Source organism: Embleya sp. NPDC020886 (genome assembly GCF_044333915.1).
Classification (GTDB): Bacteria; Actinomycetota; Actinomycetes; order Streptomycetales; family Streptomycetaceae; genus Embleya.
In genome coordinates, this window is sequence record NZ_JBIRRX010000005.1 from 71,760 (window position 1) to 97,547 (window position 25,788).

Below are 25,788 nucleotides of genomic sequence, written 5' to 3' on the forward strand. Positions count from 1 at the left end.
TGCGGCGTCCGGCCACCGATCCGGCGGCCGGACGCCGCACTCGCGCCGTGTTCGGGCGCCCCGGCGCCGCTCAGACCTTGCGACCGACCGCGGTGTAGATCCACGACTGCGCCAGCCGCTCGGGCGACAGGTCCGCGCCCTCTTCCGGACGCCACAACGGCGCCTGGACCAGGCCGGGTTCGACCAGTTCCACGCCGGTCAGGAAGGACGCGATCTCGGCGTGCGGACGCGGCAGCATGAACTCGGAGTCGTCGTTGATCTCCAGCACCCGCTCCGCGGCGATCGGCGGCAGGAAGTCCGACGTGGTGTGCGAGGCGATCAGCAGGCTGCCCGAAGGCATCGCCGACAACAACCGGTCGACCACGCCCGCGGGATCCTCGGCGGCCGAGACGTAGTGCAGGATCGCCACCAGCATCAGCGCCACCGGGCGCTCGAAGTCGATCACCTCGCGCACCTCGGGCGCGGCCAGGATCTTCTCCGGCTCGCGCACGTCGCCCATGGTGAAGGTGGTCCGGCCGCGATCGGTGGCGGGCATCAGCGCGCGGGCGTGCGCCAGCACGATCGGATCGTTGTCCACGTAGGCCACCCGGGCCGACGGGATGACCTCCTGGGCGATCTCGTGCGTGTTGCCGGGCGCCGGGATCCCGGTCCCGATGTCGAGGAACTGCTCGATGCCCTGCTCCGCCGCGTACCGCACGGCGCGCCCGAGGAAGGCCCGGTTGTCCAACGCGGTGACCGAGGTCTGCGGGGCGACCGCGATGAACCGTTCCGCCAGCTCGCGGTCGACCGGATAGTTGGTCTTGCCGCCGATGTGGTAGTCGTACACACGGGCGGGGTGGGGGCGACTGACGTCGATCCCGGTGGGTGCCCAGTCCTGCTCGGACAACGTGTCATCCCCTCGAAAGTCGGTACGGCGCCAGCCTAGGTCACGCCAAACAGCCCGTTCCACAAGGGACTTGCCACACTTTGCACCCCCACCGGGAAACCCTCGACGACCTCCGGGCAAACCCGGGTGATGAGTTTTGCCCGCCGACGCGGTCATAACCGGGTACAGCGTCGTCACAGGAGGTCGTCGATGGTCGATCCACCCGAAGCACCCACCACGCCACCCGGCGCACTGGTCGTCCGCGCACCGCTCGCCCGCACGGACGTCCCCGGCCTGTGCGTACGCCTGCTCGCACTGCTGCACGACGATCCGGCCGACCCGTTCCCCTGCGACGTGAGCGCGCTGACCCGCCCGGACCTGGCCGCGATCGAGGCACTGGCCCGACTCCAACTCATCGCGCGCGGCCTCGATCGGCGGATCCGACTGCACGGCGTGGGCGGTGAGTTGCGCGACCTGCTGACCCTGACCGGCCTGGACACCATCGTCCCGGCCGGCCACGGCGCATCGCTAGGCGTCCAGTGTCGCCGGCAGGCCGAACAGGGGGAACAGGTGCGGGACATCGAGGAACGAGTTGAGGCCGATGATCTGCCCCTGTGAAATCTCGATCACCTGGAGCGCCCACGGCTCGAAGCTGCCACCGGGGCCACTGGGGCGGTACTGCCCGAAGCCCGGCGTGCCGTTCGCCACGATCGGCAGCAACCGCGAACCGCGGCAACCACTGCCGGTGCCCAGGAACCAGGCCCGGATGTCCTCGTGCCCGCGCAGCCACAACTCGTACGGCGGCATCGACAAGGTCGCGTCCTCGCGCAGCAGGGCGGTGAGCGAGTCGAGGTCGTAGCGCTCGAAGGCGTCCACGTAGCGGGCGAGCAGCGACTGCTGCTCCTCGTCCAGCGGCTGCACCGGGTCGGTCGCGGCGGGCTCGTTCTCCGCGAGCGCGGCCCGGGCCCGCTGCAGCGCGCTGTTCACCGACGCCACCGTGCCGCCGAGCAGTTCGGCGACCTCGCTCGCCTTCCAGGCCAGCACCTCGCGCAGGATCAGCACGGCGCGCTGCTTGGGCGGCAGGTGCTGGAGCGCGGCGACGAAGGCGAGTCGCACGCTCTCGCGCGCGACCGCCAGCTCGGCCGGGTCGGCCACGCTCGGCACGACCCGGCCGTCCGGGATCGGCTCGATCCAGGTGGCCTCGGGCAGTGCGGGGGTCAGTGCCGAGGAGGCGGACACCGGCGAGGACAGGTCCATCGGTCGGGCCCGGCGTTCGCGCCCGTTCAGGCTGTCCAGACACACGTTGGTGGCGATCCGATACAGCCAGGACCGCACCGAGGAGCGGCCCTCGAATCGGTCGAAGCTCTTCCAGGCCCGCACCATGGTGTCCTGGACCGCGTCCTCCGCCTCGAAGACCGAGCCGAGCATCCGGTAGCAGTAGCCGGTGAGCTCCATCCGAAACGGCTCGAAGTGCACCTCCACCACGTCGGCGCCGTCCGTTGTCACGAGATCACTCATCGGGTACTCCCACCGATTCCGGCTGTGTCGACCACGCCTCGGAGTCTAGGCAGCCGCACCGACACATGTCCCCGGGCGTCAGTCCACCGGCACCGCGACGAGCTCGTCCGCGTAGCACCAGGCCCAGTCCTCGCCGGGCTCGAACGAGCGCACCAGTGGGTGACTCACGGCGTGCCAGTGCGCGGTCGCGTGCCGGTGCGGCGAGCTGTCGCAACAGCCGATGTGACCGCACGTCAGACACTCCCGCAGGTGCACCCACCGAGTACCGTCGCGCAGGCAGTCCTCGCAGCCCTTCGTCGAACCCGGCCGCACCGTCTCGGGCAGCGAGGCCAGGTGCTCGCAGGGCCCGTTCGAGGGCCGCCCGGCACCGTCCTGGACCACCTGGTAACGCATCCCGGCCATCGTCGTGCTCCTCACCGCCGTGCCGCGGGCGTGCCGCGATCCCGCGGGCCCGATCGATCTCCCCTTCCCTACCACGCGGGGCCGTACGCGTGCCCGAACGACGACGGGGCGGCGGGCGCGGGGTGCGCCGGCGGCATCACCGTGCGGCGGCAACGATGGACGCAAGGACCGCGTCCGGTCTTCCGCGCCGAGGCTACTTGTCAGTAGCCTCCAGGTGCAGCGCCCCTACCCGGTACGGAGGCCGCAGTGGACACGACGCACGTTCGGGTGGCCGTGATCGGGGCGGGCTTCTCCGGCCTGGCCGCCGGCCACCGGCTTCGCCACCATGCCGGCATCGAGGACTTCGTCATCCTGGAGCGCGCCCACGACGTCGGCGGCACCTGGCGGGACAACACGTACCCGGGCGCGGCCTGCGACGTACCGTCCAACCTGTACTGCTTCTCGTACGCGCCGAATCCGACCTGGTCGCACGCGTTCTCACCGGGCGCGGAGATCCAGGCGTACCTGCGCCGCTGCGCGTACCGGTTCGGACTGCTGCCGCACCTGCGGCTGGGTCACGAGGTCACCGCGGCCCGATGGGAGCACGAGCGGGCGCGTTGGCACCTGACCACCGACGCCGGCAGCTACACCGCCGACGTGGTGATCGCCGGGGCGGGCCCGCTCACCGAGCCCGCACTGCCCGCACTGCCCGGTCTGGCCGACTTCGGCGGGCACGTGTTCCACTCCGCCCGCTGGGACCACGAGCACGACCTGACCGGCCGGCACGTCGCGGTGGTGGGCACCGGCGCCTCCTCGATCCAGTTCGTCCCGCACATCCAGCCGAGGGCGAGCCGCCTGGACGTCTACCAGCGCACCCCGCCATGGATCCTGCCGCGCCACGACCGACCGCTGCCCGACTGGCAGCGATGGCTCTACCGGCGGCTGCCGACGGCGCAGCAACTGGTGCGTCAGGGGTTGTACTGGCAGCGCGAGGCCACCCTCGGCGCGTTCCTGGGGCCGCGCGAGCTGATCAGCGCGGCGGCCACGAAGCAGGCCCTGGCGCATCTGCGCGCGCAGGTCGCCGACCCCGAACTGCGCGCCCGGCTGACCCCCGACTACCGGTTCGGCTGCAAGCGGGTGCTGCTGTCGAACGACTACTATCCGGCGCTGACCAAGCCCAATGTCGAGGTGATCACCTCGGCGATCGACTCGGTGCGGCCGGGCGGGCTGGTCACCGCGGACGGGGTCGAACACAAGGCGGACACGATCGTCTTCGGCACCGGCTTCGAGGCCACCCGGCCGCCGATCGCGAGCGTGGTGACCGGGCGCGACGGGCGCACGCTGAGCGAGGTGTGGCGCGAGGGCATGGCGGCCCATCGGGGGGCGATGGTGGCCGGTTTCCCGAATCTGTTCCTGGTGATCGGTCCGGGCACCGGGCTGGGGCACTCGTCGATGACCGTGGTGATCGAGGCGCAGGTGCGCTACGCGGTGGACGCGATCCGGCAGATGCACGATCAGGGCATCGCCGACGTCGAGGTGTTGCCCACGACGCAGGACGCGTACAACGGGTGGCTCGACGAGCGCATGGGCCGCACGGTGTGGGCCACCGGTGGGTGCACGAGTTGGTATCTGGACGAGCGCAACGGCCGGGTCACCGCGCTGTGGCCGGGTTCGCTGACCCGGTTCCGGCGGATGACCCGCCGGTTCTCGCCGGCGGGTCATCGGGCTCGGCGGTGGGACCGGTTTGCCTAGGCCAGTTATCGGATTATCGGATTCAACCGGTCGTCGGGATCTGATGGGATGCACGCGTCGGGCGCGCGCGGCGCCCGGCGAGGGTTCGGGCGGTATGGACAGGGAGTGCGTGTGATCCGGGAATTCACAGGTCGGGTGTGCGTCGTCACCGGCGCGGGGTCGGGCATCGGGCGAGCCCTGGCCTGCGAACTGGCCGCGCACGGCGCGCGGCTCGCCCTCGCCGACGTGAACGCGGCGGGGCTCGACGAGACCGAGGCGCAGGCCGCGCGACTGGGCGCGCGGGAGATCCACTGCACGGTCCTGGACGTCGCCGACCGCACGGCCGTGCTCGCCTGGGCGGACGCCACCGCCGAGCGGTTCGGCGGGGTCGACCTGGTGGTCAACAACGCCGGCGTCGCGCTGACCGCGGACGTCGAGGAGATGTCCTGGGACGACTTCGAATGGCTGATGGGGATCAACTTCTGGGGTGTCGCCTACGGCACCAAGGCGTTCCTGCCGCACCTGCGCCGCTCCTCCCAGGGCCACCTGGTCAACATCTCTTCGGTGTTCGGGCTGTTCGGCGTGCCCTCGCAGAGCGCCTACTGCGCGGCCAAATACGCCGTGCGCGGCTTCACCGAGTCGGTGCGCCAGGAGATGCGGCTCTCCGGCTCCGGGGTCGGGGTGACGACCGTGCACCCGGGCGGAATAAAGACCGACATCGTGCGCAACTCGCGCGCCGCCGCCGGGCACGACAGGGACGCGGTGGTGGCGCTGCACGACGCGGTGTCGCGCACCTCGGCGCAGCGGGCGGCCCGGATCATCCTGCGTGGTGTGCTTCGCGGTCGGGCCCGGGTGTTCGTCGGCGCGGACGCGACCGTGATCGACGTCGGCTCCCGGCTGCTCGGGTCGATCTTCGAACCGGTGGTGCGCCTGGTCTCCGGACGCACCGGGCCCACCACGTCGGCGCCCGGCCCGCGCGCGGCGTCACAGCCGCCCGCCGCGGTGCCGGTTTTGCCCTCGGACGGGTATTCAGACCCCGTTACCGGTGGGTAGAAAGCAGCAGAGGGCACTGGGAGGCGAGCATGACGGCGGACATCGGGAGCACCGGGTCACCCGTACGACAGGACGTCACGGTTCGCACCGGTGACGGCGCGGAACTTCGGGTGAGCGTGTCCGGGCCGCCCGACGCGGCGGTGACGGTCGTCTTCGCCCACGGCTGGACCCTGCACGGCGACATCTGGCGGGCGCAGATCCAGGCACTGGTGGCGGCGGGGGTGCGTGCGGTGGGCTACGACCATCGCGGACACGGGCGATCCACGGCCGGGCGGGCCGCGCCGTGGACGATCGACCTGCTGGGCGACGACCTCGCCGACGTGCTCGACGCGGTCGCGCCCAGTGGTCCGGTGTTGTTGTGCGGACACTCCATGGGCGGCATGACGATCATGGCGCTGGCCGCGGCCCGTCCCGAGTTGTTCGGGACTCGGGTGGCCGGGGTGGTCCTGGTCGGCACCTCGGCGGGCGACCTGGTGCCGACCGGACGCGGGCTGCCCGCGGCGGTGCGGCTCAGGTCGGCCGCGCAGACCCGATTCTTCGCGTTCGGGCGGCGCCACCCACGCCTGGTGACCCGGGGCCGGACCCTGCTGCCGGGCCCGGACCGGCCGCGTCATCTGCGGGTCGTGCAGCGCGGCCTGTTCGGCCCGACGGCCGACCCGACGGTGGTGCGCGACTGTGCGCAGATGGTGTTCGCGACGCCGATGACCACGGTGTGCGGCTTCTTCCCGGCCCTGGCCGGGCACGACAAGGCCGGCGCGCTGACCGCGCTCGCGGATGTGCCGGTGCACATCGTGGTGGGCGCGCACGACCGGCTCACCCCGCTCGCGCACAGCCGGGCGCTGGCGGCCGAACTCCCCGAGGCCACGCTGCACGTCGAGCCCGACTGCGGGCACATGGTGTTCACCGAACGCCCGGACAGCGTGATCGCACCGCTGCGCGCCCTGTGCGCGGGCGTGGCCGGGTAGCACCCGCCCGACCGCGCCCGCGGGGACCGAGGGCAGGCCGGCCCTCGGTCCCCGCGACGGTCAGCGCGGTTCGATCCCCAGCAACTCCGCGGTCCAATCCGGGTCCGCCGTGACCACGGCCAGCAGCCGGGTGGCCCGGGTCAGCGCCACGTAGAGCGTGCGCATGCCGTTGGGCGACTGCTCGACGATCCCACGCGGGTCGACGATCACCGCGACGTCGAACTCCAGGCCCTTGGCGTCCAGCGCGTCCATCGGCTGCACCCGCGGATCCAGGCCCGCCAGCTCGGCCGCCAGTTCCTCGGTCGCCCCGACCGGGGTGACCACGCCGATGGTGCCCTCGACCGTCTCCAGCAGCTCGCGCACCAGCTTGCGCACCACCGGGCCGGTCCGCTCCCCCGCCGTGGCGTGCACGGTGGGCGGCTCGCCGCCGCTGCGCACCGCCCGAGCCGGCCGTGCCCCGGGCACCGCCCGCACCAGCACCCGCGCGGCGACGTCGGCCACCTCCACCGGGTTGCGGTAGTTGGTGGTCAGCTCGAACTCGTACCGGCCCCGCTCGCGCAACGCCTCGGCCATCGCCGCCGCCGACGCGCTCGGGTCCTCCCACGCGCTCTGCGCGGGGTCCTCGACGATGGTCCAGGTCGCGTGCAGGCCGCGCCGGCCGAGCATGCGCCACTGCATCGGGGTCAGGTCCTGCGCCTCGTCGATGACGATGTGCGCGTACTCGACCGGCTCGTCCTCGTCCTCGTCGCGCGGCCTGCGCGCACCGCGGCCGCCGGCCATCCGGTCCGCGTAGGTGGTCACCTCGGTGATCTCGTCCGGGACGTCCCGGCCGACCGCCTCGCCGCTGAAGATGTCCCGGCCGTCCACCACGTACGGGTTGTCCTCGTCCGGGTTGCCGTAGGCCACCGTGCGCTTGCGCGGCAGCGGCCCGAGCAGGCCGGTCAGCTCGTCCATCAGCGCCACGTCGTGGAAGGAGACCTCGCCGGTGCGCGCGGTGCGCGCCCACGAACTCGCCAGTACGGACACCTGCGCGGGCGTCAGGTCGCGTTCGAAACGGCGCAGCCGTTCCGGATCGGCCAAGCCGGCCAGCACGTCCGCGGGCCGCTGGAGCGGCCACCAGGCGCGCAGGAACGCGGCGAACTCCTCGCGCGCGGCCACGTCCTCGTGGAACGCGTCCTTCTCGCCGCGCCCGGCGCCGCGCGAGAGCAGTCGACCCCACAGCTCGGTGAGCAGTTGGCGGGCCACCTGGAGTCGGGCGGTGTTGGGGCCGCCGCGGTTCTTGGCCAGCACCTCGCGGCGGATCCGGCGCAGCGCCTTGTGGTCCAGCACGATCCTGGTGCCCCGGTGCGAGATCGCGAACTCGGTCGGCGCGCCGGCCGGCACGTCGGCCACCGCGCGGCGGAGCAGGTGGGACATCGCGGCGGCGCCCTTGAGCCTGGCCGCCGCCGCGTCGTCGTGGTAGGCCGCCTCGACGCCGTCGACCATGTCGCCCAGCGAGCGCAGTACCGCGCCGCCTTCGCCGAGCGAGGGCAGCACCCGTTCGATGTAGGCGGTGAAGCGCGGGTTGGGGCCGACCACGAGCACACCGCGGGAGCCGAAGCGGCGGCGGTGTTGGAACATCAGGTACGCCACCCGGTGCAGCGCGACGGCGGTCTTGCCGGTGCCCGGGCCGCCGCGCACGATCACCGAGCGGTCGATCGGCGCCCGGATGGCCTCGTCCTGCTCGCGTTGGATGGTGGCCACGATGTCGTGCATCGAGCCGTCCCGGGTGCGCGAGAGCGCGGCCAGGAAGGCGCCGTCGCCGACGATGACCATGTCGCCGGCGGCGTCCGGGTCGAGCAGGTCGTCCTCGATGTCGACCACCGAGCGGCCTCGGCAGTGCAGCACCCGGCGGCGGACCACACCGCGCGGGTCGTCCGGGGTGGCCCGGTAGAACGCCTCCGCCGCGGGCGCGCGCCAGTCGACGACGAGCACCTCGCTGTCCTCGTCGCGGATGCCGATCCGGCCGATGTGCCGGACCTCGTCGTCGAGCTGATCGAGTCGGCCGAAGACGAGTCCGTCGTCGGCGGCGTCGAGTGAGCGGGCCCACAGTTCGGCGCGGTAGACCATGACGTCCCGCTCGACCAGCGCCGCGCGCGTGCCGACCTGCGCCTGCCGGTAGCCCTGCCGGAGCAGCGCCTGGGCTTCGTCGCGCATGTGTTCCAGGCGCGTGTAGGAGCGATCGACATGGCCCTGTTCCGCGGCGAGCTCGCGTTCCTTGGCCTGGGGGTCGCCTGCCGGCGCGGGCATAGTGATGCTCCTTGTGACGTGACACAGGTCTGCGCCCACGATGGACGAGGCGCCGACGATCGTATGGCGTCGCCGGCGCTGTCCCCCGCGGGCCGATCCGCCCACGGGGGTTGCGGCTGGGGTCGGGGGTGCTCCCCCGGAGGGACACAGTATTCGGGACCCGCGTCGGTCTTCGCGACGCCCGGGCCCGGCGGGACGGTTCGGCAGGGCGCTCGGGACCCGCTCAGACCTGCCTGGCCCGTAGCCGGCGCACCGCGACGGCGACCCCGATCAGGCCCAGGAGTCCGAGTATCCCCCACAGCCAGGTGCTCACGTGCGAGCCGTCGTCGCCGTCCGTACCGCTCGGCGTGAGCGCGGCCTGCGCGGATCCGGCGGCCGTCCCGGCCGGGGCGGTCACGGTGATCCCGAAGCGGGCCTTGGCCTCGTGCCGGATCGGCGCGTTGTCCGAGACGGTGATCCCGAAGCCGGTCTCGCCGGGGGTGCTGGGAGTGCCGGTGATCACACCGCCGTCCGGGTCCAGGGTCAGTCCCGGCGGCAGCGGGTCGTCGGCGACCCAGTGGTAGGGGGCGGTGCCGCCCTGGGCGGCGAGCTTGGCGGTGTACGGGCGGCCGACGGTCGCGGGCGGCAGCTCGGCGGCGGGCAGCACCAGGGTGGCCGAGGGCACCGCGTCGACGGGCGGGGACGGGTCGGATTCGCCGATCGCGTTGATCGCGACGATCGTGTACGAGTACGTGGTGCCGTTGGTCAGGCCCTGGTCGGTGTGGGTCAGGGTGTCCGCGCCCAGGGTGGCCAGGGGCGCCGCCGATCCGGGTTCGCCGTTGGTCGAGCGCAGGATCCGGTAGCCGGTGATCGGGCTGTCGCCGGTGTCCGCCGGCGGCATCCAGGACAACACCGCCTGTCCCTGGCCGGCGGTGGCGGCCAGGCCCCCGGGCGCGCCGGGCTTGCCGCTGCCCACCCCGGACAGGGTGACCGTGCGGCTGCCGCCGGGGATGTTGCCGGTCAGGGTGAGGGTGCCGCCGGCCGAGCCGCGTTTGGTCGGGGTGAACGTGATCGCGAAGGAGCACGCGGAGCCGCCGGGCACGTTGGTGTCCGGGCCGGACGCGCAGGTGGTGCCGTTGGCGTCGACCGCGAAGGGGCCGTCGACCTTGGCGGAGGCGATCATGAACGGCACGTCGCCGGTCGTGGTGATCGGCAGATTGCGGGTGACCGCCCGGCCCACCGGCGAGACGCCGAAGTCGATCGCCGGAAGCAGGTCGCCGACCTGGGCGGCGGGCACCGTGAAGGACAGCAGGGCGTGGCCGTCGCCGACCCCGCCGGAGGCGGAGGTCTGCGCGCCGGGGAAGACGATCGGGTCGGCGTACGCGCCGTTGCCGCCGGCGGCGGGGGCGAACAGCCAGGGCAGCGGGGCGGTCGCCGAGGACAGTGTGGTGCCGTTGTCGCGGATCCCGACCACCAGGGTCGCGCCGGCCTGGACCGGACCGTTCGCGGCGACCGCGGCCGAGCCGGCCACCGACGAGCCGGGGACGGTGCCGGCCGCCTTGCCGTACACGGTCACGGTCATCGCGGTGGCCCCGACCGGCACGGTCACCCGGTGGTCGCCGCCGCCGGTGACCGCCGTCTGCACCTGGGTCGTGCCGCCGGGCGTCGTCGGCGCGGCGGGCCGCGCTCGGACGGCGCCCGGCCGGTCGGCGCCGGCGACCGCCGCCGGCGCGAGCGCGGCGAGTGCGCACACCGTCGCGAGCAGCCCGGCTGCGAGTGTTCCGGGGCGGATACGACGGCGGATGGCGCTGTGCATGGAGATGGACCCCCGGGTGGGCTGCGGCTGTCGATACCGGACGGCACCGGACGGCCCACCGCGGTCCCCGTTTCACGGGGTCGGCGGATTCCGCGCGCACGGCTTTTCCGGCAGCTCCTCAGCGCGGATGCTAGCGCTCACCGGGAGCGACCGGGAGTGCCCCCGACCAGAAGATCACTCGATGGAATTCGCTGGTCCGGGCCGCCCGTACGTGCACGACCCGGCAAAGCTGACCATCCGTCAGTTTTCGTCGACGCCGCCACGATCCGCGCCGGCGCCGGTTCGCCGGCCGGCGCCGGTTCGGGCGGGTCGACGCCCGGCGTCCCGGTCCGCCCGCGGGGTGCGGACCAATCCGCGCCGTCGCGCGTGTCGGCGCCGAATCGCGGGCCGAGCAGGGCGGTTGCCACGACGAACAGGACCAGGAACCAGACGACATACGCGTTCACGAGACACACTCCCGGCGGCACGATGGAATCGGCCCGCACAACAACCAGGCCAGTTCCCATTCTCGATCCGACTGGCCTGCCCACAAAGAGCCAATCCTCGGGAGGTGGACTGTGTTTGCCGACCGATGGGGACCGGATATGGCGATCCTCCGGCGCGAAGGGGTACCGACGCGGCATCGTGGCCTCAAGCTCCCGCCGGGCCCGGGACGGTACCGGCGGGGCGGCCGGCGGCGTGCACCTCCCCCCAGTGCGCCGCCGAGGAAGACGGGCCCGCGAGCATTCCCCCCGCTTGCGGGCCCGTCGCCCCACTCGAAACCTTCGACGCACCATCCGGCGCGCCCGTTCAGCGCAGCGCGAGCACCACGTCCCGGATCCGCGCGTCCTGCGCCGGATCGACCGGCAGCGGCACGGTGACCGCGTCCGCCAGGCCGCCCCAGCGCTTGCGGATGAGCGCGGGCATCTCCTCGTACAGCGCCATCGGCACCAGCGTGTCGAGCACCTCGTCGGTGACGTGCCGCGCCAACGCGGACCAGTCGTCCCGGCGGATCATCAGTTGCAACCGGTCCTGGAGTTCGCCCCAGCCGTACAGGTCGAGCGTGCCGCGATACGCGGGGGTCGAGTACAGGAACGCGAACAGCCGCCGCTGCCGCTCGCGTTCGGCGTCCAGCCCGGCACGGTCCGCGCCCGCGATCAGTTGGGTGCCGGCGATCAGTTCGAACGTGCGCGGGACCGCGGCGCGGGATCGGCCCTCGGCGACCGCGGGGCGGGCGACGGTGTGCAACCAGCGCGGCCCGGAGTTGGTGGGGTGGGTGACCAGGCCGTCCGCGAGTTCGCCCGCGAGTGTGCACATCGCCCGGCCGACCCCGCCCAGCAGGATGCGCGGGGCGACGGTGTCCGGGTCCGGGCCGGGGTTGAAGTACGGCTGCATCCGGGTGAGTCGGTGGTGCGGCCCCTCGTGCGCGGGCGGTTCGCCGGTCCGGAACGCCTCGAAGGCGGCCCGCACCGCGCCCACGTAGTCGCGCATCCGGGCCACCGGCGGCGACCACGGCATGCCGTACCGCTCCTCGATGTTCGGCCGCACCTGGCTGCCCAGGCCGAGTTGGAACCGGCCGCCGGAGAAGCGGGCCAGGTCCCACGCGCCGTACGCGGTCAGCAGGGGCGAGCGCACGAAGGCCAGTGCCACCGAGGTGCGCACCACGATCCGTTCGGTGTGCTCCAGGGCCAGCAACGCGACCGCGAACGCGTCGTGCACCGTCTCGGCCACGTGCAACCCGTCGAACCCGGCCGCCTCGGCCCGGCGCGCGTGCGCGGCCACCTCGCGCAGCGGCAGCCGCGGATCCATCCCCGTGTAGACCCTCACCAGGGGAAGTCCTCGCCGACCAGGCCCTCGGACAACGTCCACAACCGCGCCGCGTCCGCCTCGTCCAGCGCCCACGGCGCGTGCTCGGTGGTGATCGCACAGTCCGCGAGGTAGACCCCGCCGACGTCGGCGAGTTCACCGCCCACCGCCGCCCAGACCTGGGTCGCCGCACCGCTCGCGACCTGCTTGAGCGGCGGCATGTTCGCGGCGGTGACCTTCTTCTGCAGATCGCGTCCCGCGTCCCGGGTCATGTACCGACCGAGGTTGGTCGCCACCATGCCCGGGTGCACCGCGAGGGACCGGATACCGCGCCCGCGCAACCGGCGGTCCGATTCGACGGTGAACAGGATGTTGGCGGTCTTGGACGCGCCGTACGCCTTCCAGGGCTGGTAATCCTCCGGCGCGTCCCGGTAGTTGGGGTCGGCCCAGCGGATCCCGGAGGCGACATGCCCGGCGGAGCTGAGGTTGACCACCCGCGCACCGGGACCCAGGGCGGGCACCAGCAGGTTGGTCCACAGGAAGTGGCCCACGTGGTTGGTGCCGAATTGCAGCTCGAAGCCGTCCGCGGTGCGACCGAACGGGGTCGCCATCACTCCCGCGTTGTTGACCAGGACGTCCACCCTCGGGAATCGCTCGCGCAGTTCGGCGGCGGCGGCGCGGATCGAGGCGAGCGAGGTGAGGTCAAGGACGGCGTACTCCACCTTGCCGGGCAGGTCCGCGACCGCCGCCCGACCCTTGTCCGCGTCGCGCGCGGTCACCACCACCCGCGCGCCGGCCGCCGCGAGCGCCCGGGCGCTCTCCCGACCCAGGCCGGAGGTGCCGCCGGTGATCACGATGACCCGGCCGGTCGGGTCGAGGCCCGCCAGGACCTCGTCGGTGGTGGTGTCGGGTCCGAATGGCATGGCACGCTCCGCCGGATAGATGCTTGACTGTGTTTAGCACTATGCGGTGCGGGTGGCGGGTTTGCAAGGTCGTCCGAGTGCTCGCGCCGCCGGAATGACGGATCGTCAGGTCAGCCGGATCAACCGCCGTTCGGTGGCCACGCTCACCGCGGCGGTGCGGGTGTCCACGCCGAGCTTCGCGTAGATGTGGCCCAGGTGGGTCTTCACCGTGGCCTGTGAGATGAACAACTCGCGGGCGATCTCCGCGTTGCCGACGCCGCGCGCGAGCAGGTGCAGGATCTCCACCTCGCGGGCGGTCAGCGTGCTGTCGGGCTTGCGCATCCGGCTGAACAGGCGCGCGGCCACCTCGGGGGCCAGCACGGTCCGGCCCGCCGCGGCGTCGTGCACCGCGCGGAACAGGTCCTCGGGGCTGCCCGCCTTGAGCAGGTAGCCGGCCGCGCCCGCCTCGATCGCCCGGGAGACGTCCGCGTCCGTGTCGTACATGGTCAACACCAGCACGTGCGGCGGCTCGGGCAGCGCGAGCAGGCGCCGGGTGGCCTCGACGCCGTCGATCCCGCCGACCAGTTGCAGGTCCATCAGCACCACGTCGGGGCGCAGCGCGGCGGCCTGCCGGACCGCGTCCTCGCCGCTCGCCGCCTCGCCCGCCACCTCGATGCCCGCCTCCCCGGCGAACAGCGCGAGCAGGCCGGCCCGGACCACGGCGTGGTCGTCGCACACGATCAGGCGGATCGGGTTCACGGGGTGGCTCCTGGGCTCGGACGGGAGGAGGGCTCGGTGTCGGCGGCCGCGGCGGGCGGCGGTGCGGCGTCGGGGACGGTGGCGGCGAGCGCGGTGCCCTCGCCCGGGGCGCTCTCGACGGTGAGTTCGCCGCCCACCTCGGCCAGTCGGCGGCGCAGCGACGGGAGACCGTAGCCACGCAGGTCGCCCACCCGGGTCCGGCCCGGGTCGAAGCCGACGCCGTCGTCGCGGATGTCCAGTGCCACCCGGTCCGGCAGGTAGGTGAGGGTCACGTGCACGGCCCGGGCCCGGGCGTGTTCGCGCACGTTGGCCAGCGCGCCCTGCGCGGTCCGGGTGAGCGCGGCCTGCACCGGCTCGGCCAGCGCGCGGATCCGGCCGTCCACGGCGAGCGTGACATCGGGCCCGTCCTGGGTCCGGAAACGTTCGACGACCCGGGCCAGGCCGCCCGCGAGCCCGGGGTCGTCGGCGAGTTCGGCGGGGGCCAGGTCGCGGACGAACCGGCGGATCTCCTCGACGCCGAGCGCCGCCACCTGCTCCGCCCGGTGCACGTGCGCACGGGCGGCGACGGGATCGGCGTCCCAGCTCCGGTCCGCGGCCTGGAGCAACATCCGCAGACTGGAGGTGCCCTGCGCGATGGTGTCGTGGATCTCCCGGGACAACCGCTCGCGCTCGGCCAGCACGCCCGCGCGGCGCTCGCTGACCGCGAGTTCGGCGACGGTCTCGCGCAGCCGGCGCTCGTCGCTGCGCATCCGGGTGAACACGGCGGTGGCGATCGCGGCGACCGCGGGCGGGCCGAGGAACAGGCTGGGGTCGATGGTGTCGGCGAGTCGGTACTGGGCGATCACCACGGCGGTGGTGAGCAGCAGCACCGTGCCGATCGCCGCCCGCGTCGACAAGACCCGCAGACCGGTGTAGAGCAGCGGCACGGCGCACCACGCGAAGCTCGGCGCGACGGTGACCAGCGCCAGCCACGTGGCGAGCACCGCGGTCAGCCAGGCCGCTCGCGCGGGTGCGGCGTCCTCGGGCAGGGCCAGGCCGGCCAGGTAGAGCACGGCGAGCAGCAGCGCGAGCGCGAGCACCCACGGCGCCCGGCCGTCGGTGCCGTGTCGGACCGTGTATCGGGCGAGCGACGCGGCGAGCAGCAGCAGGAAACCCGCGTGGATCACCAGTCCGGCGTGCCGCACCGGCCATGGCTCTGTTCGCTGTCGGGGCACGACGTACCTGTTCCCTGTCCCGTTCGGCTCGACCACGCGCGAACGCGCGCGGATCGACGGTCCCCTCCACCGTGGGCCGGCGCGCCGGGGTCCGGATCGGCCGATCGGTTGATCTTCGCACCGCCCGACCGGCGCGCCGGGACCGGCGACTCTGCCGATGGCGGGCGGGCGGATCGACGGGAGTGTGGAGGCATCGGGACAACGCCCGGGAACGACGCAGGAATAGGGAGTACGGACGATGAGCAACTTTTCGACGCGTGGTCGGGTGCTGACCGGGGTCTTCTCGCTCGCGGCGGTCGGCGCGGTCACCGCCGGTGTCGCGGCGGCCCAGGTGCCCGGCACCTCGGAGGCCAAGCACGACGAGCGCCCGGCGGCGGCCGTGGTGTCGGTCAAGACGCTGGGCGTGGACGCCGCGAGCAAGGCGGCCCAGGCCGCGCTCGACGCCGCCGAGAAGGACGGTCAGCGGGTCACCGTGGTCGTGGTCGCCCGGGACGGCTCCACCCGGGTGGTGCTCAAGGGTGACGGCGCCGGCCCGCAGTCGGAGGAGTCGGCCCGGCGCAAGGCGTACACCGCCGTGTCCTGGAACGCCCCGACCTCGACGCTCGCCCAGCGGGTCACCGCCCCGGGCGCGTCGCTCCGGGACATCCCCGGCACGCTGTTCCTGGCCGGCGCGGTGCCGGTGGCCGTGGACGGCGCCCCGATCGTGGGCATCGGGGTGGCCGGTGCCCCCGCCGGCGACCTGGACGAGAAGTACGCCGCCGAGGGCCTCAAGGCGATCGCCGGTCAGCTCAAGTAGCCGACCGTCGGACCCGGCCGTGCGCCGGGCGCCGCCCTGTACCGGGCGCCTTCGGGCATCGGGCGCCGCCGTGCGTCCGGGATGGCCTCGGGCGGCGGGCGATCCCGGGTCGAGGGACGAGGCACCGCTCCTCGCCCCTCGACTCCGGGGTCGACTCCGCCGCCGGTGGCGCCACGCGGCGGCGCCGGTGGGCGGTCAGCCGAAGACCACCGTGCCCTGGGTGTTGAAGATCGCGCTCTGGAAGGGCAACAGCAGTTGGGCCGGCAGGAAGCTGTCCGGCATCAGCGGCTCGCGAGGCGTCTGCGCGGCGCGTGCCGCGGGAATGTACAGCGAGGCCATCGAGCCGAAGATGACCGCCGTGATGATCACGGCCGCCTTGCGAAATCCGTGCTTGACCATGGAATTGCCCTTCACCGGGGACGTCGGGGGAAACGAATCGGCGTCCCGCCGCGCTCCGGAATTCCGGACACGGCTCCGCCGCACCGCCCGGGGGTTTCATGGCGGCGCGGCAACTCTAGGGTTTTGTCGGCAAAGGAAAAGACACCGTTCGCCCTCCCGGGTGACGTCATCGGTTGGCCCAGGGTCCAGGACACGCAATTTCACCCGGAAGGGTGAGTATTATGCGCCTGCGCGCTCCCGCACGTGTCCATGTACCGTGCCGGGCGTTATTCGGGCCGCCCGGCGCCGATGCGCTCACGCAGCCAGTGATACGAAGCTCGCGGTGTCCGGATCCCGGTCGGGAAGTCGACATGGATCAAGCCGAACCGTTGGTGATAGCCCTCGGCCCATTCGAAGTTGTCCAGCAGGGACCAGACGAAATAGCCGCGGACGTCGATTCCGGCTTTGCTCGCCGCGCTCACCGCGGCGATATGCCCGTCCAGGAACGCGATGCGTTCCGGATCGTCGAGCCCCTCCGCCGTCGAGCAGCCGTTCTCGGTGATCCAGATCGGCGGCAGCGCGTCGCCGTAGCGCGCCCCGAGCCCGGTCAGCAGGGTGCTCAGTCCCTCGGGGACCACCGGCCAGTCGAAGGCGGTCCGCGGCACGCCGGTGATCTCCACCGTGGTGAACGGCAGCGGCGCGCCCGGCTCGCCCTCGGCGATCACCGTCGGGTTGTAGTAGTTGACGCCCAGGCCGCTCACCGAGCCGCCGATCAGGTCGAGATCGCCGGGTTCGACGAAGGGCAGCGCCGCGGCGTCGTGGCCGTACGCGCTCAGATCCGGGTAGCGGCCGAGCAGCAGCGGGTCGGTGAACAGCCGGTTGTGCAGCGTGTCGTACGCCGCCGCGGCGGCCCGATCGGCCGCGCTCTCGCTCGCCGCGGTCACCGGGGTCAGGTTGTTGGACACCAGGACCCGTTCCGCGCCGGCCTCGCGCAGCACGGCGGTGGCCAGACCGTGGCCGAGCAGTTGGTGGTGCGCGGCGGGCAGCGCGTCCAGGAGCAGCGCGTGGCCCGGCGCGTGCACGCCGAGCGCATAGCCCCAGGCCATGTGGATGAACGGCTCGTTGAGCGTGATCCAGGTGCGCACCCGGTCGCCGAGCCGGGCCGCGACGTGTTCCGCGTAGTCGGCGAATCGGGCGGCGGTGTCGCGCGCGAGCCAGCCGCCGCCGTCCTCCAGGGCCTGCGGCAGGTCCCAGTGGAACAGCGTCGGGGTCGGCGTGATGCCGCGTTCGATCAGCGCGTCGACCAGGCGGTCGTAGAAGTCCAGACCCGCCGGATTCGGCTTGCCCCGCCCATCCGGCTGGATCCGCGGCCAGGCGATGGAGAACCGGTAGGCGTCCACGCCCAGGTCGGCCATCAGCGCGACGTCCTCGGCCCAGCGGTGGTAGTGGTCGCAGGCGATCTCGCCGGTGTGGCCGTCGCGGATCCGGCCCGGTTCGGCACAGAAGGTGTCCCAGACCGAGCGGCCTCGGCCGTCCTCGGTCACCGCGCCCTCGATCTGGTAGGCGGCGGTCGCGGTGCCCCAAGAGAAGCCCGCGGGCAGCTCCCAGGGGGTGGCGGGGGACGTCATGGCGGCTCCTGGGTGGGGTTCGCGGGCGGTCCGGGCGGTTTCGGGTGATCCGTCGGCGGTCGGGCGCCCCGGTGGGCCGGTCCGGTCGGGCGGCGGATCGCGGCCCATGATGGCCCGCGCGGTGTGTGGGGTCCAGGGTGTCTTCGGGTCATCCGAACATCGTTTTGCCGGTTGACAATTAGAATGGTTGTCCATGACAACCACACCCGCGCCGGGCCGCCCCGAACACGGCTGGCTGCGCCGCCTGCTGGCCGCCTCGTGGCGGTACCGGAGCAGCGTGCTGATCGCGTTCGGGGCGTCCCTGGTGGGGATGGCGGTCACCGCGCTGGTTCCGCTGGTGCAGCGCAAGGTGGTCGACGACGCGGTCGCCGGCGAGTTGGGCGATCTGCTGCCGCTGTCGGTGCTGCTGCTGGGCGCGGCCGTGGTCGTCTTCGGCTGTACCTACGCGCGGCGCTACGTCGGCGGCAAGTTGTCCCTGGACGTGCAGTACGACCTGCGCACCCGCATCTTCGGCGCGCTCTCCCGGCTGGACGGTGCGCGGCAGGACGAATTGCAGACCGGGCAGATCGTCAGTCGGGGCATCTCCGACGTGACGATGGTCCAGGGCTTCATGTCGATGATCCCGATGATGACCGGCAGCGTGCTGCTCTTCGTCATCTCGCTCGGGGTGATGTTCTGGCTCTCGCCGCTGCTCACGCTGGTGTCGCTGGCGGTGGGGCCGGGCCTGTTCGCGGTGGCCTACCTGTCCCGGAAGCGGCTGTTCCCGGCCACCTGGCAGGCTCAGCAGGACGCCGCCGCGCTGGCCGGCGTGGTGGACAACGCGGTCACCGGGGTCCGGGTGGTCAAGGGCTTCGGTCAGGAGGAGCAGGAATTGCTCCGGCTGGAGACGGCCGGCCGCAGGCTGTTCGCCTCCCGGCTGCGCGCGGTCCGGTTGAACAGTCGGTACACCCCGACCCTTGCCACGATCCCCGCACTCGGCCAGGTCGGGGTGCTCGCGCTCGGCGGCTGGTTGGCCGTGCGCGGCGAGATCACCCTGGGCACGTTCCTGGCCTTCTCCACCTACCTCGGCCAATTGGTCGGGCCGGTGCGCATGCTCTCCGGCCTGTTGACGTTCGGGCAGCAGGCCCGGGCCAGCGTGGAGCGCATCTTCGAGGTGATCGACTCCCAGCCGATCGTGACCGAGAAGCCGGACGCCCGGGTGCTGCCGGTGGTGGCCGCCTCGGTGGAGTTGGCGGATGTGCGGTTCGGCTACGTCGCCTCCCGGCCGGTGCTGGACGGGTTGTCGCTGCGGGTGGAACCGGGCGAGACGTTGGCCCTGGTGGGCACCTCCGGATCGGGCAAGTCCACCGTGTCGATGTTGCTGCCCCGGTTCTACGACGTGCAGTCCGGGGCGATCCTGGTGGACGGGCACGATGTGCGGGATCTGACGTTCGACTCGCTGCGCTCGGCGATCGGCCTGGTGATGGAGGACAGCTTCCTGTTCTCGGACACCGTGCGGGCCAACATCGCGTACGGCCGGCCGGACGCGACCGAGGAGCAGGTGCTCGCGGCGGCGCGGGCGGCCGAGGCCGACGCGTTCATCCGCGAACTGCCGGCGGGCTACGACACGGTGGTCGGCGAACAGGGCCTGACGCTGTCCGGCGGGCAGCGGCAACGGGTGGCGCTCGCCCGGGCGTTGATCACCGATCCGCGGATCCTGTTGCTGGACGACGCGACCTCGGCGGTGGACCCCAAGGTCGAGGCGGAGATCCACGCCACGCTGCACCGGGTGATGGCCGGGCGCACCACGATCCTGGTCGCGCACCGCCGCTCGACGCTGCAACTGGCCGACCGGATCGCGGTGCTGGATCGGGGTCGGCTGGTGGACGTGGGCAGCCATGACGAGCTGAGCGGGCGCTGCCCGTTGTACCGGCTGCTGCTGTCGGGGCCGGGCGAGGACGCGGAGGGCGTGGACGCGCACGAGGCGATCGGGGCGGGCGCGCCGGGTGTGCTCGGGGAACCGGGCGAGCCGTCGGCCGCCGGTGGGGTGACGCCCGCGCTGTGGGAGCGTTCGGCCTCGACCGATGCGGTGCCCGCGGTCGCGCCGGGTGCGGTCGCCGGGACCGGGACGGGCGGTGGCCCGCGTGGGTGGGCGGCGATGCTCCAGGCCACGCCGGAGTTGCTCGCCCAGGTGGCCAAGCTTCCGCCCGCGACGGATCGGCCCGACGTGGACGACGCGCGGGCGCGCCGCTTGGACTCGGCGTTCGATCTGCGCTCGTTGTTGCGGCCGTTCCGGTGGGCGTTGTCGCTCGCCTTGGTCCTGGTGATCCTGGACACCGGCGCACAACTGGCGCTGCCGGCGCTGATCCGGGACGGGATCGACCGGGGCATCGACGACGGGGCGACCGGCGCGATCATGACGGTGTCGCTGATCGCCGTCGTGATCGTGGCCGCCGACTGGTTCGTCAACGTCGGCCAGGCACTGATCGCGGGTCGCACCGGCGAGCGGTTGCTCTACACACTGCGGGTGAAGACCTTCGCCCACCTGCAACGACTGGGCCTGGACTACTACGAACGCGAGTTGTCCGGGCGGATCATGACCCGGATGACCACCGACGTGGACGCGCTGTCCACGTTCTTGCAGACCGGGTTGATCAGCGCGGTGGTCAGCGTGCTGACCTTTTTCGGGATCATGATCGCGCTGCTCGTGCTCGACTGGGAGCTCGGGCTGATCGTGATGAGTGTGCTGCCGATCCTGATCGCGGCCACCGTGGTGTTTCGATCCAAGTCGTCCAAGGCGTACACGGAGGCGCGCGAGAAGGTCAGCGTGGTCAACGCCGATCTGCAGGAGAACGTCGCGGGACTGCGGGTGTCGCAGGCGTTTCGCCGTGAGGGCCGCAATTCGGAGCGGTTCGCCGAACGCAGCGACGACTACCGCGCATCGCGGCTGCGGGCGCAGCGCTATATCGCGATCTACTTCCCGTTCGGGCAGTTCCTGTCCAGCGTCGCGGCGGGCATCGCGCTGATCGTCGGCGCGCATCGGGTCGGCGGCGGCACGTTGTCGGCGGGCGCGTTGATCGCCTACCTGCTGTACATCGACATGTTCTTCTCACCGATCCAGCAGCTCTCCCAGGTCTTCGACGGCTACCAGCAGGCGGCGGTGGGGCTGCGCCGGATCCGCGACCTGCTGCGCACGCCCACCACGACCCCGCCGCCGGCCGTGCCGGTACCGGTGCCGGCGAGCGGGCTCAAGGGGGCGATCACCTTCGAGGACGTGCGGTTCGCGTACAACGCGCCCACTTTCGTGGACGACGAGGTCACCGATGCCGGCGTTGCCGGCGCCGCCGCCGAGTCGCCCGAGGTGGTGTCCGGCATCTCGCTGCACATCGAACCGGGCGAGACGGTCGCGCTGGTGGGGCAGACCGGCGCGGGCAAGTCCACGCTGGTCAAGCTGGTGGCCCGGTTCTACGACGTGACCGGCGGCGCGGTGCTGGTGGACGGCGTGGACGTGCGCGACTACGACCTCGCGGCCTATCGGCACCGGCTCGGCATCGTCCCGCAGGAGGCGTATCTGGCTCCGGGCAGCGTGCGGGACGCGATCGCGTACGGCCGCCCGGAGGCCACGGACGCCGAGGTCGAGGCGGCGGCCCGGGCGGTCGGCGCGCATGCCGCGATCGCCGAGCTGAACGGGGGCTATCTGCACGACGTCGGCGAGCGGGGGCGCAACCTGTCGGCGGGCCAGCGCCAACTGATCGCGCTCGCCCGCGCCTATCTGGTCGACCCGGACATCCTCCTGCTCGACGAGGCCACCGCCGCACTCGACCTGGCCACCGAGGCCGCGGTCACCCGGGCCACCGAAGCACTCACCGGCCGCCGCACCACGTTGGTCGTCGCCCACCGCCTGACCACCGCCGCCCGCGCCGACCGCATCGCCGTCATCGACCGAGGCCGCCTCGTCGAACTCGGCACCCACACCCGACTCCTCACCCAGGCAGGCCCCTACGCCTCCCTGTGGGCCGCCTTCACCGGCGCCAAGGAACACGCGGCCTAGGGGCGTGTCTGCAATCCCCCGTCGGGCTCTGCGGCGTGAGCGCAGCGAGGAGCCCGAAGGGCGGATGCCGTGCATCGGCGTGCCGGAGAAGCGCCTGCGTAGTGGTTCCATTCCGGTGTTTCTCCGGGGCGGCGAGGTGCGGTGCCGGGCGTCGCGGAGCTCGGCGGGGGATCGAAGACAGGCCCTGGTTTCCTCGGCCGGAAATCCGATGCGTGTATCCGGATTCGCCGGAAGGCTCGGACGGGAGGAGCTTCGGCCGTGTCGACGTCGTCCCGCCGCTCGACCCCGACAACCACAAGAAGGAAAGGAGTGGTGACCGGCGAGACGGCCGGTCGAGCCGACGGCGTCGGACCCGGACCCTACCCTCGGGGACATGACCATTCAGCGCATGGACAATGTCGGCATCGTCGTCGACGACCTCGACGCCGCCGTCGCCTTCTTCATCGCACTCGGCATGGAGCTGGAAGGCAGGATGCCGATCGAAGGACGCTGGGCGGGGAACGTCGTCGGGCTCGACGACATGCGAAGCGAGATCGCGATGTTGCGGATCCCGGACGCCCCGGGCCGGATCGAACTGGCGAAGTACCACACCCCCAAGGCGATCACCCCCGAGCCGGAGATCGCCCCGGCGAACACGCTGGGCCTGCACCGCATCATGTTCGCCGTCGACGACATCGAGGACACCCTCGCCCGCCTCCGCCCGCACGGCGCCGAACTCGTCGGCGAAGTGACACGCTTCGAGGACAGCTACCTGCTCTGCTATCTCCGCGGGCCGAGCGGAATCATCCTCGCGCTGGCCGAGCAACTGAACTGAGAAGAGGGAAGTCCGCTCATGTTGGCGCCGACCTGGTGTCCTCCGCCGGCAATCGGCGCTTGCGGCCGGACGTGCAGGGCCTCGGACGCGCCGCGGCCTTCGCGGAGAGACCCGGTGAGGGTGTCCCGTCCACCCACGCGCGGCGGATCTCGCACAGCAACGGCGCCCGGCCGGCCACGGACGGAACCAACCCGGCCGGCGTTCGAGGCCACCGGAGCCGATTCACCGCGCACGCCAACGGCGAAGCGCCGGCCGGACCGAAATTCGGCCCGGCCGGCGCTTGAGGCCACCTCGGCCGGAGGCGGGGTCACGGAACCCGGCCGGCCCCCGAGGACGAAGCGAACCTACTCCGTCGCGATCGAACGAAGCACAGGCAACCGCGCGGCCCGCGCGGCAGGCCGTGCTCCGGCTGCCAGCCCACCGAGCGCGCCCACGCCCACCAGCACCGCCAGTTGCACCGTGGGCACCGAGAACGGCAGCGCCGCCCCCGTATCGACACCGCCGATCGCACGAATCGCCACCCAGCCCAGGAACAGGCCGACCACGAGCCCACTCACCGCGCCGATCACCGCGACCAACGTCGACTCCCAGCGCAGCGCCGACCGCACCTGGGATCGCGCCGCGCCGATCGCCCGCAACAGGCCCAGCTCGCGCGTGCGTTCGTAGGCCGCCAGGGACAGCGTGTTCGCGATACCGCCCAACGCGATCACCAACGCGAGCGCGAGCAGCACGTAGACCACCGCGACCAGCGTCTGCAACATCTCCGCCCGCGCCGCCACGAACCCTTCCCGGTCCCGTACCGGCGGCGCGCCGTAGTCCTTGGCCAACCGCTCGACCTCGCCCTCGACCGTGTGCGTCGAGACGCCCGGCGCGAGCCGCAGCACCGTCGCGGCGTCCAGGGCCGCGTCGGCGTGCGACTCCCACGCGACGCGGTCGATCAGGTAGTCGCCGACCACGGCCGTGCGGTCGTAGAGCCCGGTGACGGTGAACGTCTGCCGCGCACCGTCCGGGAAGGTCACCTCGGTGGTCGAACCGAGCCGCCAGCCCCGGTCCTTCGCGGCGTCCGCGGACACCGCCAGACCACTGGGTCCGAGCCCGGTCACCCGCCCCTGCCGCACGTCGAGATCGAACACCCGGTCCAGCCGGCCCGAGTCCACCGCCAGCAGTTGCCGACCGTGCCCGTCCACCAACGCACCCGCGTTGCGGATCCCGGTCGCCGCGACCACGCCGGGCAACTCGGAGGCCCGCCGCGTGAGTTCGGGGCTGTGGCCGCCCCCGGCCCAGCCGGCGGGCGAGGATCCGCCGATCACCAACTGTCCGGCGATCACCTTCCGGGTCTGCTCACCGGCACCCTCCTTGAGCGAGGCCGCGAACACCGCGAACAGGGTGACGATGGCGATCCCGAGCAACATCGCGGTCGCCGCACCGGCGGTTCGACGCGGGCTGCGCAGCAGATTGCCGCGCGCCAACGCGCCCGGCGCGCCCCGCAGTCGCGGCAGCGGCGCGGTGAGCGGACCGCCGGCCGCCCGGATGCCCGCCGGGGCCACCGACAACACGCCCGCGAGCAGGGCCGGCGCGGCGATCGCCAGACCCACCAGGCCGCCGCCGGCGATGCCCACCGCCAGGCCCGCCGCGAGCAGCACCAGGCCCGCGAGCAGCCGCCCACGCGGCAGTTCGGTGCGCTCCGCGCCCGCGCCGCGCAGCGCCGTCACCGGTGCCACCCGCGAGCCGCGCACGGCCGGCACCAGTGCGGCGAACGCGGTCACCAGGATGCCGACGGGCAACACCGTGAGCGCGGTGGACGTCTTGAACGTCAGCCCGCGGGCCGGTAGTTCGAAGCCGAGCCCGGCGAACAACTCCTTGAGCCCGGCGGCCAGCCCGAGCCCGGCCGCCAGGCCGAGCGCGGAAGCCGCCACGCCGATCACCAGGGCCTCGATCAGCGCCTGTCGCAGCGCCTGGCCCCGGCTCGCCCCCAGCGCCCGCATCAGGGCGACCTCGCGGGTGCGCTGCGCGGCCACCACGGAGAACGTGTGGTTGATCGAGAAGGCCGCGACGACCAGCGCGATCGCGGCGAAGACGGTCAGGAAGGTGCGGAAGACCTTCAGGAAGCTGTCCTCCACGGCGGACACCGCCTCGCCGGTGGCCACGTTGCCGGGCACCGCCTGCACGTCGGCCGGCAGCGCTCGCTGGATCCGCGCGGCCAGGTCCTTCTGGTCGGTGCCGGGCGCGGCCCGGACCGCGATGGTGCCGACCTTGGCGGGGTCGCGCAGCACGTATCGGCGCGCGCCGTCGAGGTCGAAGGCGGTATACGAGCCGCCGCCGAAGGCGTCCAGGTCACCGAAGGTGGCCACGCCCACGATGGTCACCGGCACCGGCCCGGGGGTGAGCACGGTGGTCCGGTCGCCGGGCGCCAGGTGCCCCTGTTTGGCGGTGGCCCGGTCGATGACCACCTCGTCGGGCCCCGTCGGCGCGCGGCCGGCGGCCAGCCGGTACGGCGTCAGGGCCGGATCGGTCACCCAATTGCCCGCCGTGCGCGGGCCGTTGCCGGTGAGCGCCTTGCCGTCCTTGCCGATCACCTGACCGTAGCCCTGGATCACCGGTTCGGCGCCCGCGACGCCGGGCACCGCCCGGACCCGGTCCACCAGTGCGCCGTCGATCGCGCCCCGCTGGCTGCCGGGCCGGTCGGTCACCGAGGTGGCGTTGCGCACCACCACGTCCGTGCCGGCGCCGCTGTCTCGGATCAGCCCGCCGATGGAGGAGTTCATCGTGTCGGCGAGCACGAGCGCGCCGGAGAGGAAGGCCGTGCCCAGCAGCACGGCGAGGGCGAGTCCCACGAGCCGGCGTTTGCGGGCCCACAGGTTGGCGAGCGAGAGACGAATCAGCAT

19 protein-coding genes are annotated in these 25,788 nt (G+C 72.8%); 7 read left to right on the top strand and 12 right to left on the bottom strand.

All coding sequences use genetic code 11. From position 1 onward, the window contains the following. Nucleotides 1-70: 70 nt before the first annotated feature. The gene (locus ACH4U8_RS19585) at nucleotides 71-886 is read right to left on the bottom strand and encodes an SAM-dependent methyltransferase (RefSeq protein WP_360306057.1); all 816 of its coding nucleotides are present in this window, start codon (nucleotides 884-886) and stop codon (nucleotides 71-73) included. Nucleotides 887-1,075: 189 nt separating this feature from the next. Between ACH4U8_RS19585 and ACH4U8_RS19590 the strand changes: the two genes are divergently transcribed. Further along, complete coding sequence (locus ACH4U8_RS19590) at nucleotides 1,076-1,483, top strand: lipid asymmetry maintenance protein MlaB (protein ID WP_395778988.1); 408 nt, start codon at nucleotides 1,076-1,078, stop codon at nucleotides 1,481-1,483. Here ACH4U8_RS19590 and ACH4U8_RS19595 read toward each other — a convergent pair. Together ACH4U8_RS19595 and ACH4U8_RS19600 are read right to left on the bottom strand one after the other, a co-directional pair. Further along, nucleotides 1,394-2,383 carry a sigma-70 family RNA polymerase sigma factor gene (locus ACH4U8_RS19595; RefSeq protein ID WP_395778989.1) on the bottom strand — a complete coding sequence of 330 codons (990 nt, stop codon included), beginning with the start codon at nucleotides 2,381-2,383 and terminating at the stop codon, nucleotides 1,394-1,396. The two genes, ACH4U8_RS19590 and ACH4U8_RS19595, sit on opposite strands and share 90 nt — an antisense overlap. A 78-nt stretch (nucleotides 2,384-2,461) precedes the next feature. Further along, entirely contained in the window at nucleotides 2,462-2,776 is a 315-nt protein-coding gene (locus ACH4U8_RS19600; RefSeq protein WP_395779522.1) for a ubiquitin carboxyl-terminal hydrolase 14, read from the bottom strand. Between the two features lie 255 nt (nucleotides 2,777-3,031). On the opposite strand from ACH4U8_RS19600, the gene ACH4U8_RS19605 reads away from it, so the two are divergent. The 3 genes from ACH4U8_RS19605 (at nucleotide 3,032) to ACH4U8_RS19615 (ending at nucleotide 6,513) form a co-directional block, all read left to right on the top strand. Then, the gene (locus ACH4U8_RS19605; protein WP_395778991.1) at nucleotides 3,032-4,516 is read left to right on the top strand and encodes a flavin-containing monooxygenase; all 1,485 of its coding nucleotides are present in this window, start codon (nucleotides 3,032-3,034) and stop codon (nucleotides 4,514-4,516) included. 111 nt (nucleotides 4,517-4,627) lie between these two features. Continuing rightward, nucleotides 4,628-5,548 carry an SDR family NAD(P)-dependent oxidoreductase gene (locus tag ACH4U8_RS19610; protein ID WP_360306065.1) on the top strand — a complete coding sequence of 307 codons (921 nt, stop codon included), beginning with the start codon at nucleotides 4,628-4,630 and terminating at the stop codon, nucleotides 5,546-5,548. 29 nt (nucleotides 5,549-5,577) lie between these two features. Beyond that, complete coding sequence (locus tag ACH4U8_RS19615; RefSeq protein ID WP_360306067.1) at nucleotides 5,578-6,513, top strand: alpha/beta hydrolase; 936 nt, start codon at nucleotides 5,578-5,580, stop codon at nucleotides 6,511-6,513. Nucleotides 6,514-6,573: 60 nt separating this feature from the next. On the opposite strand, the gene ACH4U8_RS19620 is transcribed toward ACH4U8_RS19615, so the two are convergent. From ACH4U8_RS19620 to ACH4U8_RS19645, 6 genes are all read right to left on the bottom strand, one after another. Further along, nucleotides 6,574-8,802: a UvrD-helicase domain-containing protein gene (locus ACH4U8_RS19620; RefSeq protein ID WP_360306069.1), complete on the bottom strand. Its 2,229-nt coding sequence runs from the start codon at nucleotides 8,800-8,802 to the stop codon at nucleotides 6,574-6,576. A gap of 223 nt (nucleotides 8,803-9,025) precedes the next feature. Then, a complete protein-coding gene (locus tag ACH4U8_RS19625; RefSeq protein WP_360306071.1) occupies nucleotides 9,026-10,597 on the bottom strand; it encodes a putative Ig domain-containing protein in 1,572 nt (523 codons plus the stop codon). A gap of 789 nt (nucleotides 10,598-11,386) precedes the next feature. Beyond that, on the bottom strand, nucleotides 11,387-12,403 hold the full coding sequence (locus ACH4U8_RS19630; protein ID WP_395778993.1) for a TIGR03617 family F420-dependent LLM class oxidoreductase: 1,017 nt from the start codon (nucleotides 12,401-12,403) through the stop codon (nucleotides 11,387-11,389). After that, a complete protein-coding gene (locus tag ACH4U8_RS19635; RefSeq protein WP_395778995.1) occupies nucleotides 12,400-13,305 on the bottom strand; it encodes an SDR family NAD(P)-dependent oxidoreductase in 906 nt (301 codons plus the stop codon). The genes ACH4U8_RS19630 and ACH4U8_RS19635 overlap by 4 nt, the downstream gene beginning before the upstream one ends. A 105-nt stretch (nucleotides 13,306-13,410) precedes the next feature. After that, nucleotides 13,411-14,043 carry a response regulator gene (locus ACH4U8_RS19640; protein WP_379988441.1) on the bottom strand — a complete coding sequence of 211 codons (633 nt, stop codon included), beginning with the start codon at nucleotides 14,041-14,043 and terminating at the stop codon, nucleotides 13,411-13,413. Continuing rightward, entirely contained in the window at nucleotides 14,040-15,227 is a 1,188-nt protein-coding gene (locus ACH4U8_RS19645; protein WP_395778997.1) for a sensor histidine kinase, read from the bottom strand. Before ACH4U8_RS19645 ends, ACH4U8_RS19640 begins: the two co-directional genes overlap by 4 nt. Nucleotides 15,228-15,495: 268 nt before the next feature. Here ACH4U8_RS19645 and ACH4U8_RS19650 point away from each other — a divergent pair, with 268 nt between their 5' ends. Beyond that, the gene (locus ACH4U8_RS19650) at nucleotides 15,496-16,053 is read left to right on the top strand and encodes a heme-binding protein (protein WP_360306081.1); all 558 of its coding nucleotides are present in this window, start codon (nucleotides 15,496-15,498) and stop codon (nucleotides 16,051-16,053) included. Nucleotides 16,054-16,248: 195 nt separating this feature from the next. Here ACH4U8_RS19650 and ACH4U8_RS19655 read toward each other — a convergent pair whose 3' ends face one another. Together ACH4U8_RS19655 and ACH4U8_RS19660 are read right to left on the bottom strand one after the other, a co-directional pair. Continuing rightward, the gene (locus ACH4U8_RS19655) at nucleotides 16,249-16,452 is read right to left on the bottom strand and encodes a hypothetical protein (RefSeq protein ID WP_360306083.1); all 204 of its coding nucleotides are present in this window, start codon (nucleotides 16,450-16,452) and stop codon (nucleotides 16,249-16,251) included. 266 nt (nucleotides 16,453-16,718) lie between these two features. Next, nucleotides 16,719-18,059: a GH1 family beta-glucosidase gene (locus tag ACH4U8_RS19660; RefSeq protein WP_395778999.1), complete on the bottom strand. Its 1,341-nt coding sequence runs from the start codon at nucleotides 18,057-18,059 to the stop codon at nucleotides 16,719-16,721. A 193-nt stretch (nucleotides 18,060-18,252) separates the two neighbouring features. Here ACH4U8_RS19660 and ACH4U8_RS19665 point away from each other — a divergent pair, with 193 nt between their 5' ends. Next, nucleotides 18,253-22,089: an ABC transporter ATP-binding protein gene (locus ACH4U8_RS19665; RefSeq protein WP_395779001.1), complete on the top strand. Its 3,837-nt coding sequence runs from the start codon at nucleotides 18,253-18,255 to the stop codon at nucleotides 22,087-22,089. Between the two features lie 373 nt (nucleotides 22,090-22,462). Then, entirely contained in the window at nucleotides 22,463-22,903 is a 441-nt protein-coding gene (locus ACH4U8_RS19670; RefSeq protein WP_395779003.1) for a VOC family protein, read from the top strand. A gap of 344 nt (nucleotides 22,904-23,247) precedes the next feature. On the opposite strand, the gene ACH4U8_RS19675 is transcribed toward ACH4U8_RS19670, so the two are convergent. Continuing rightward, on the bottom strand, nucleotides 23,248-25,788 hold the full coding sequence (locus tag ACH4U8_RS19675; protein WP_395779005.1) for an FtsX-like permease family protein: 2,541 nt from the start codon (nucleotides 25,786-25,788) through the stop codon (nucleotides 23,248-23,250).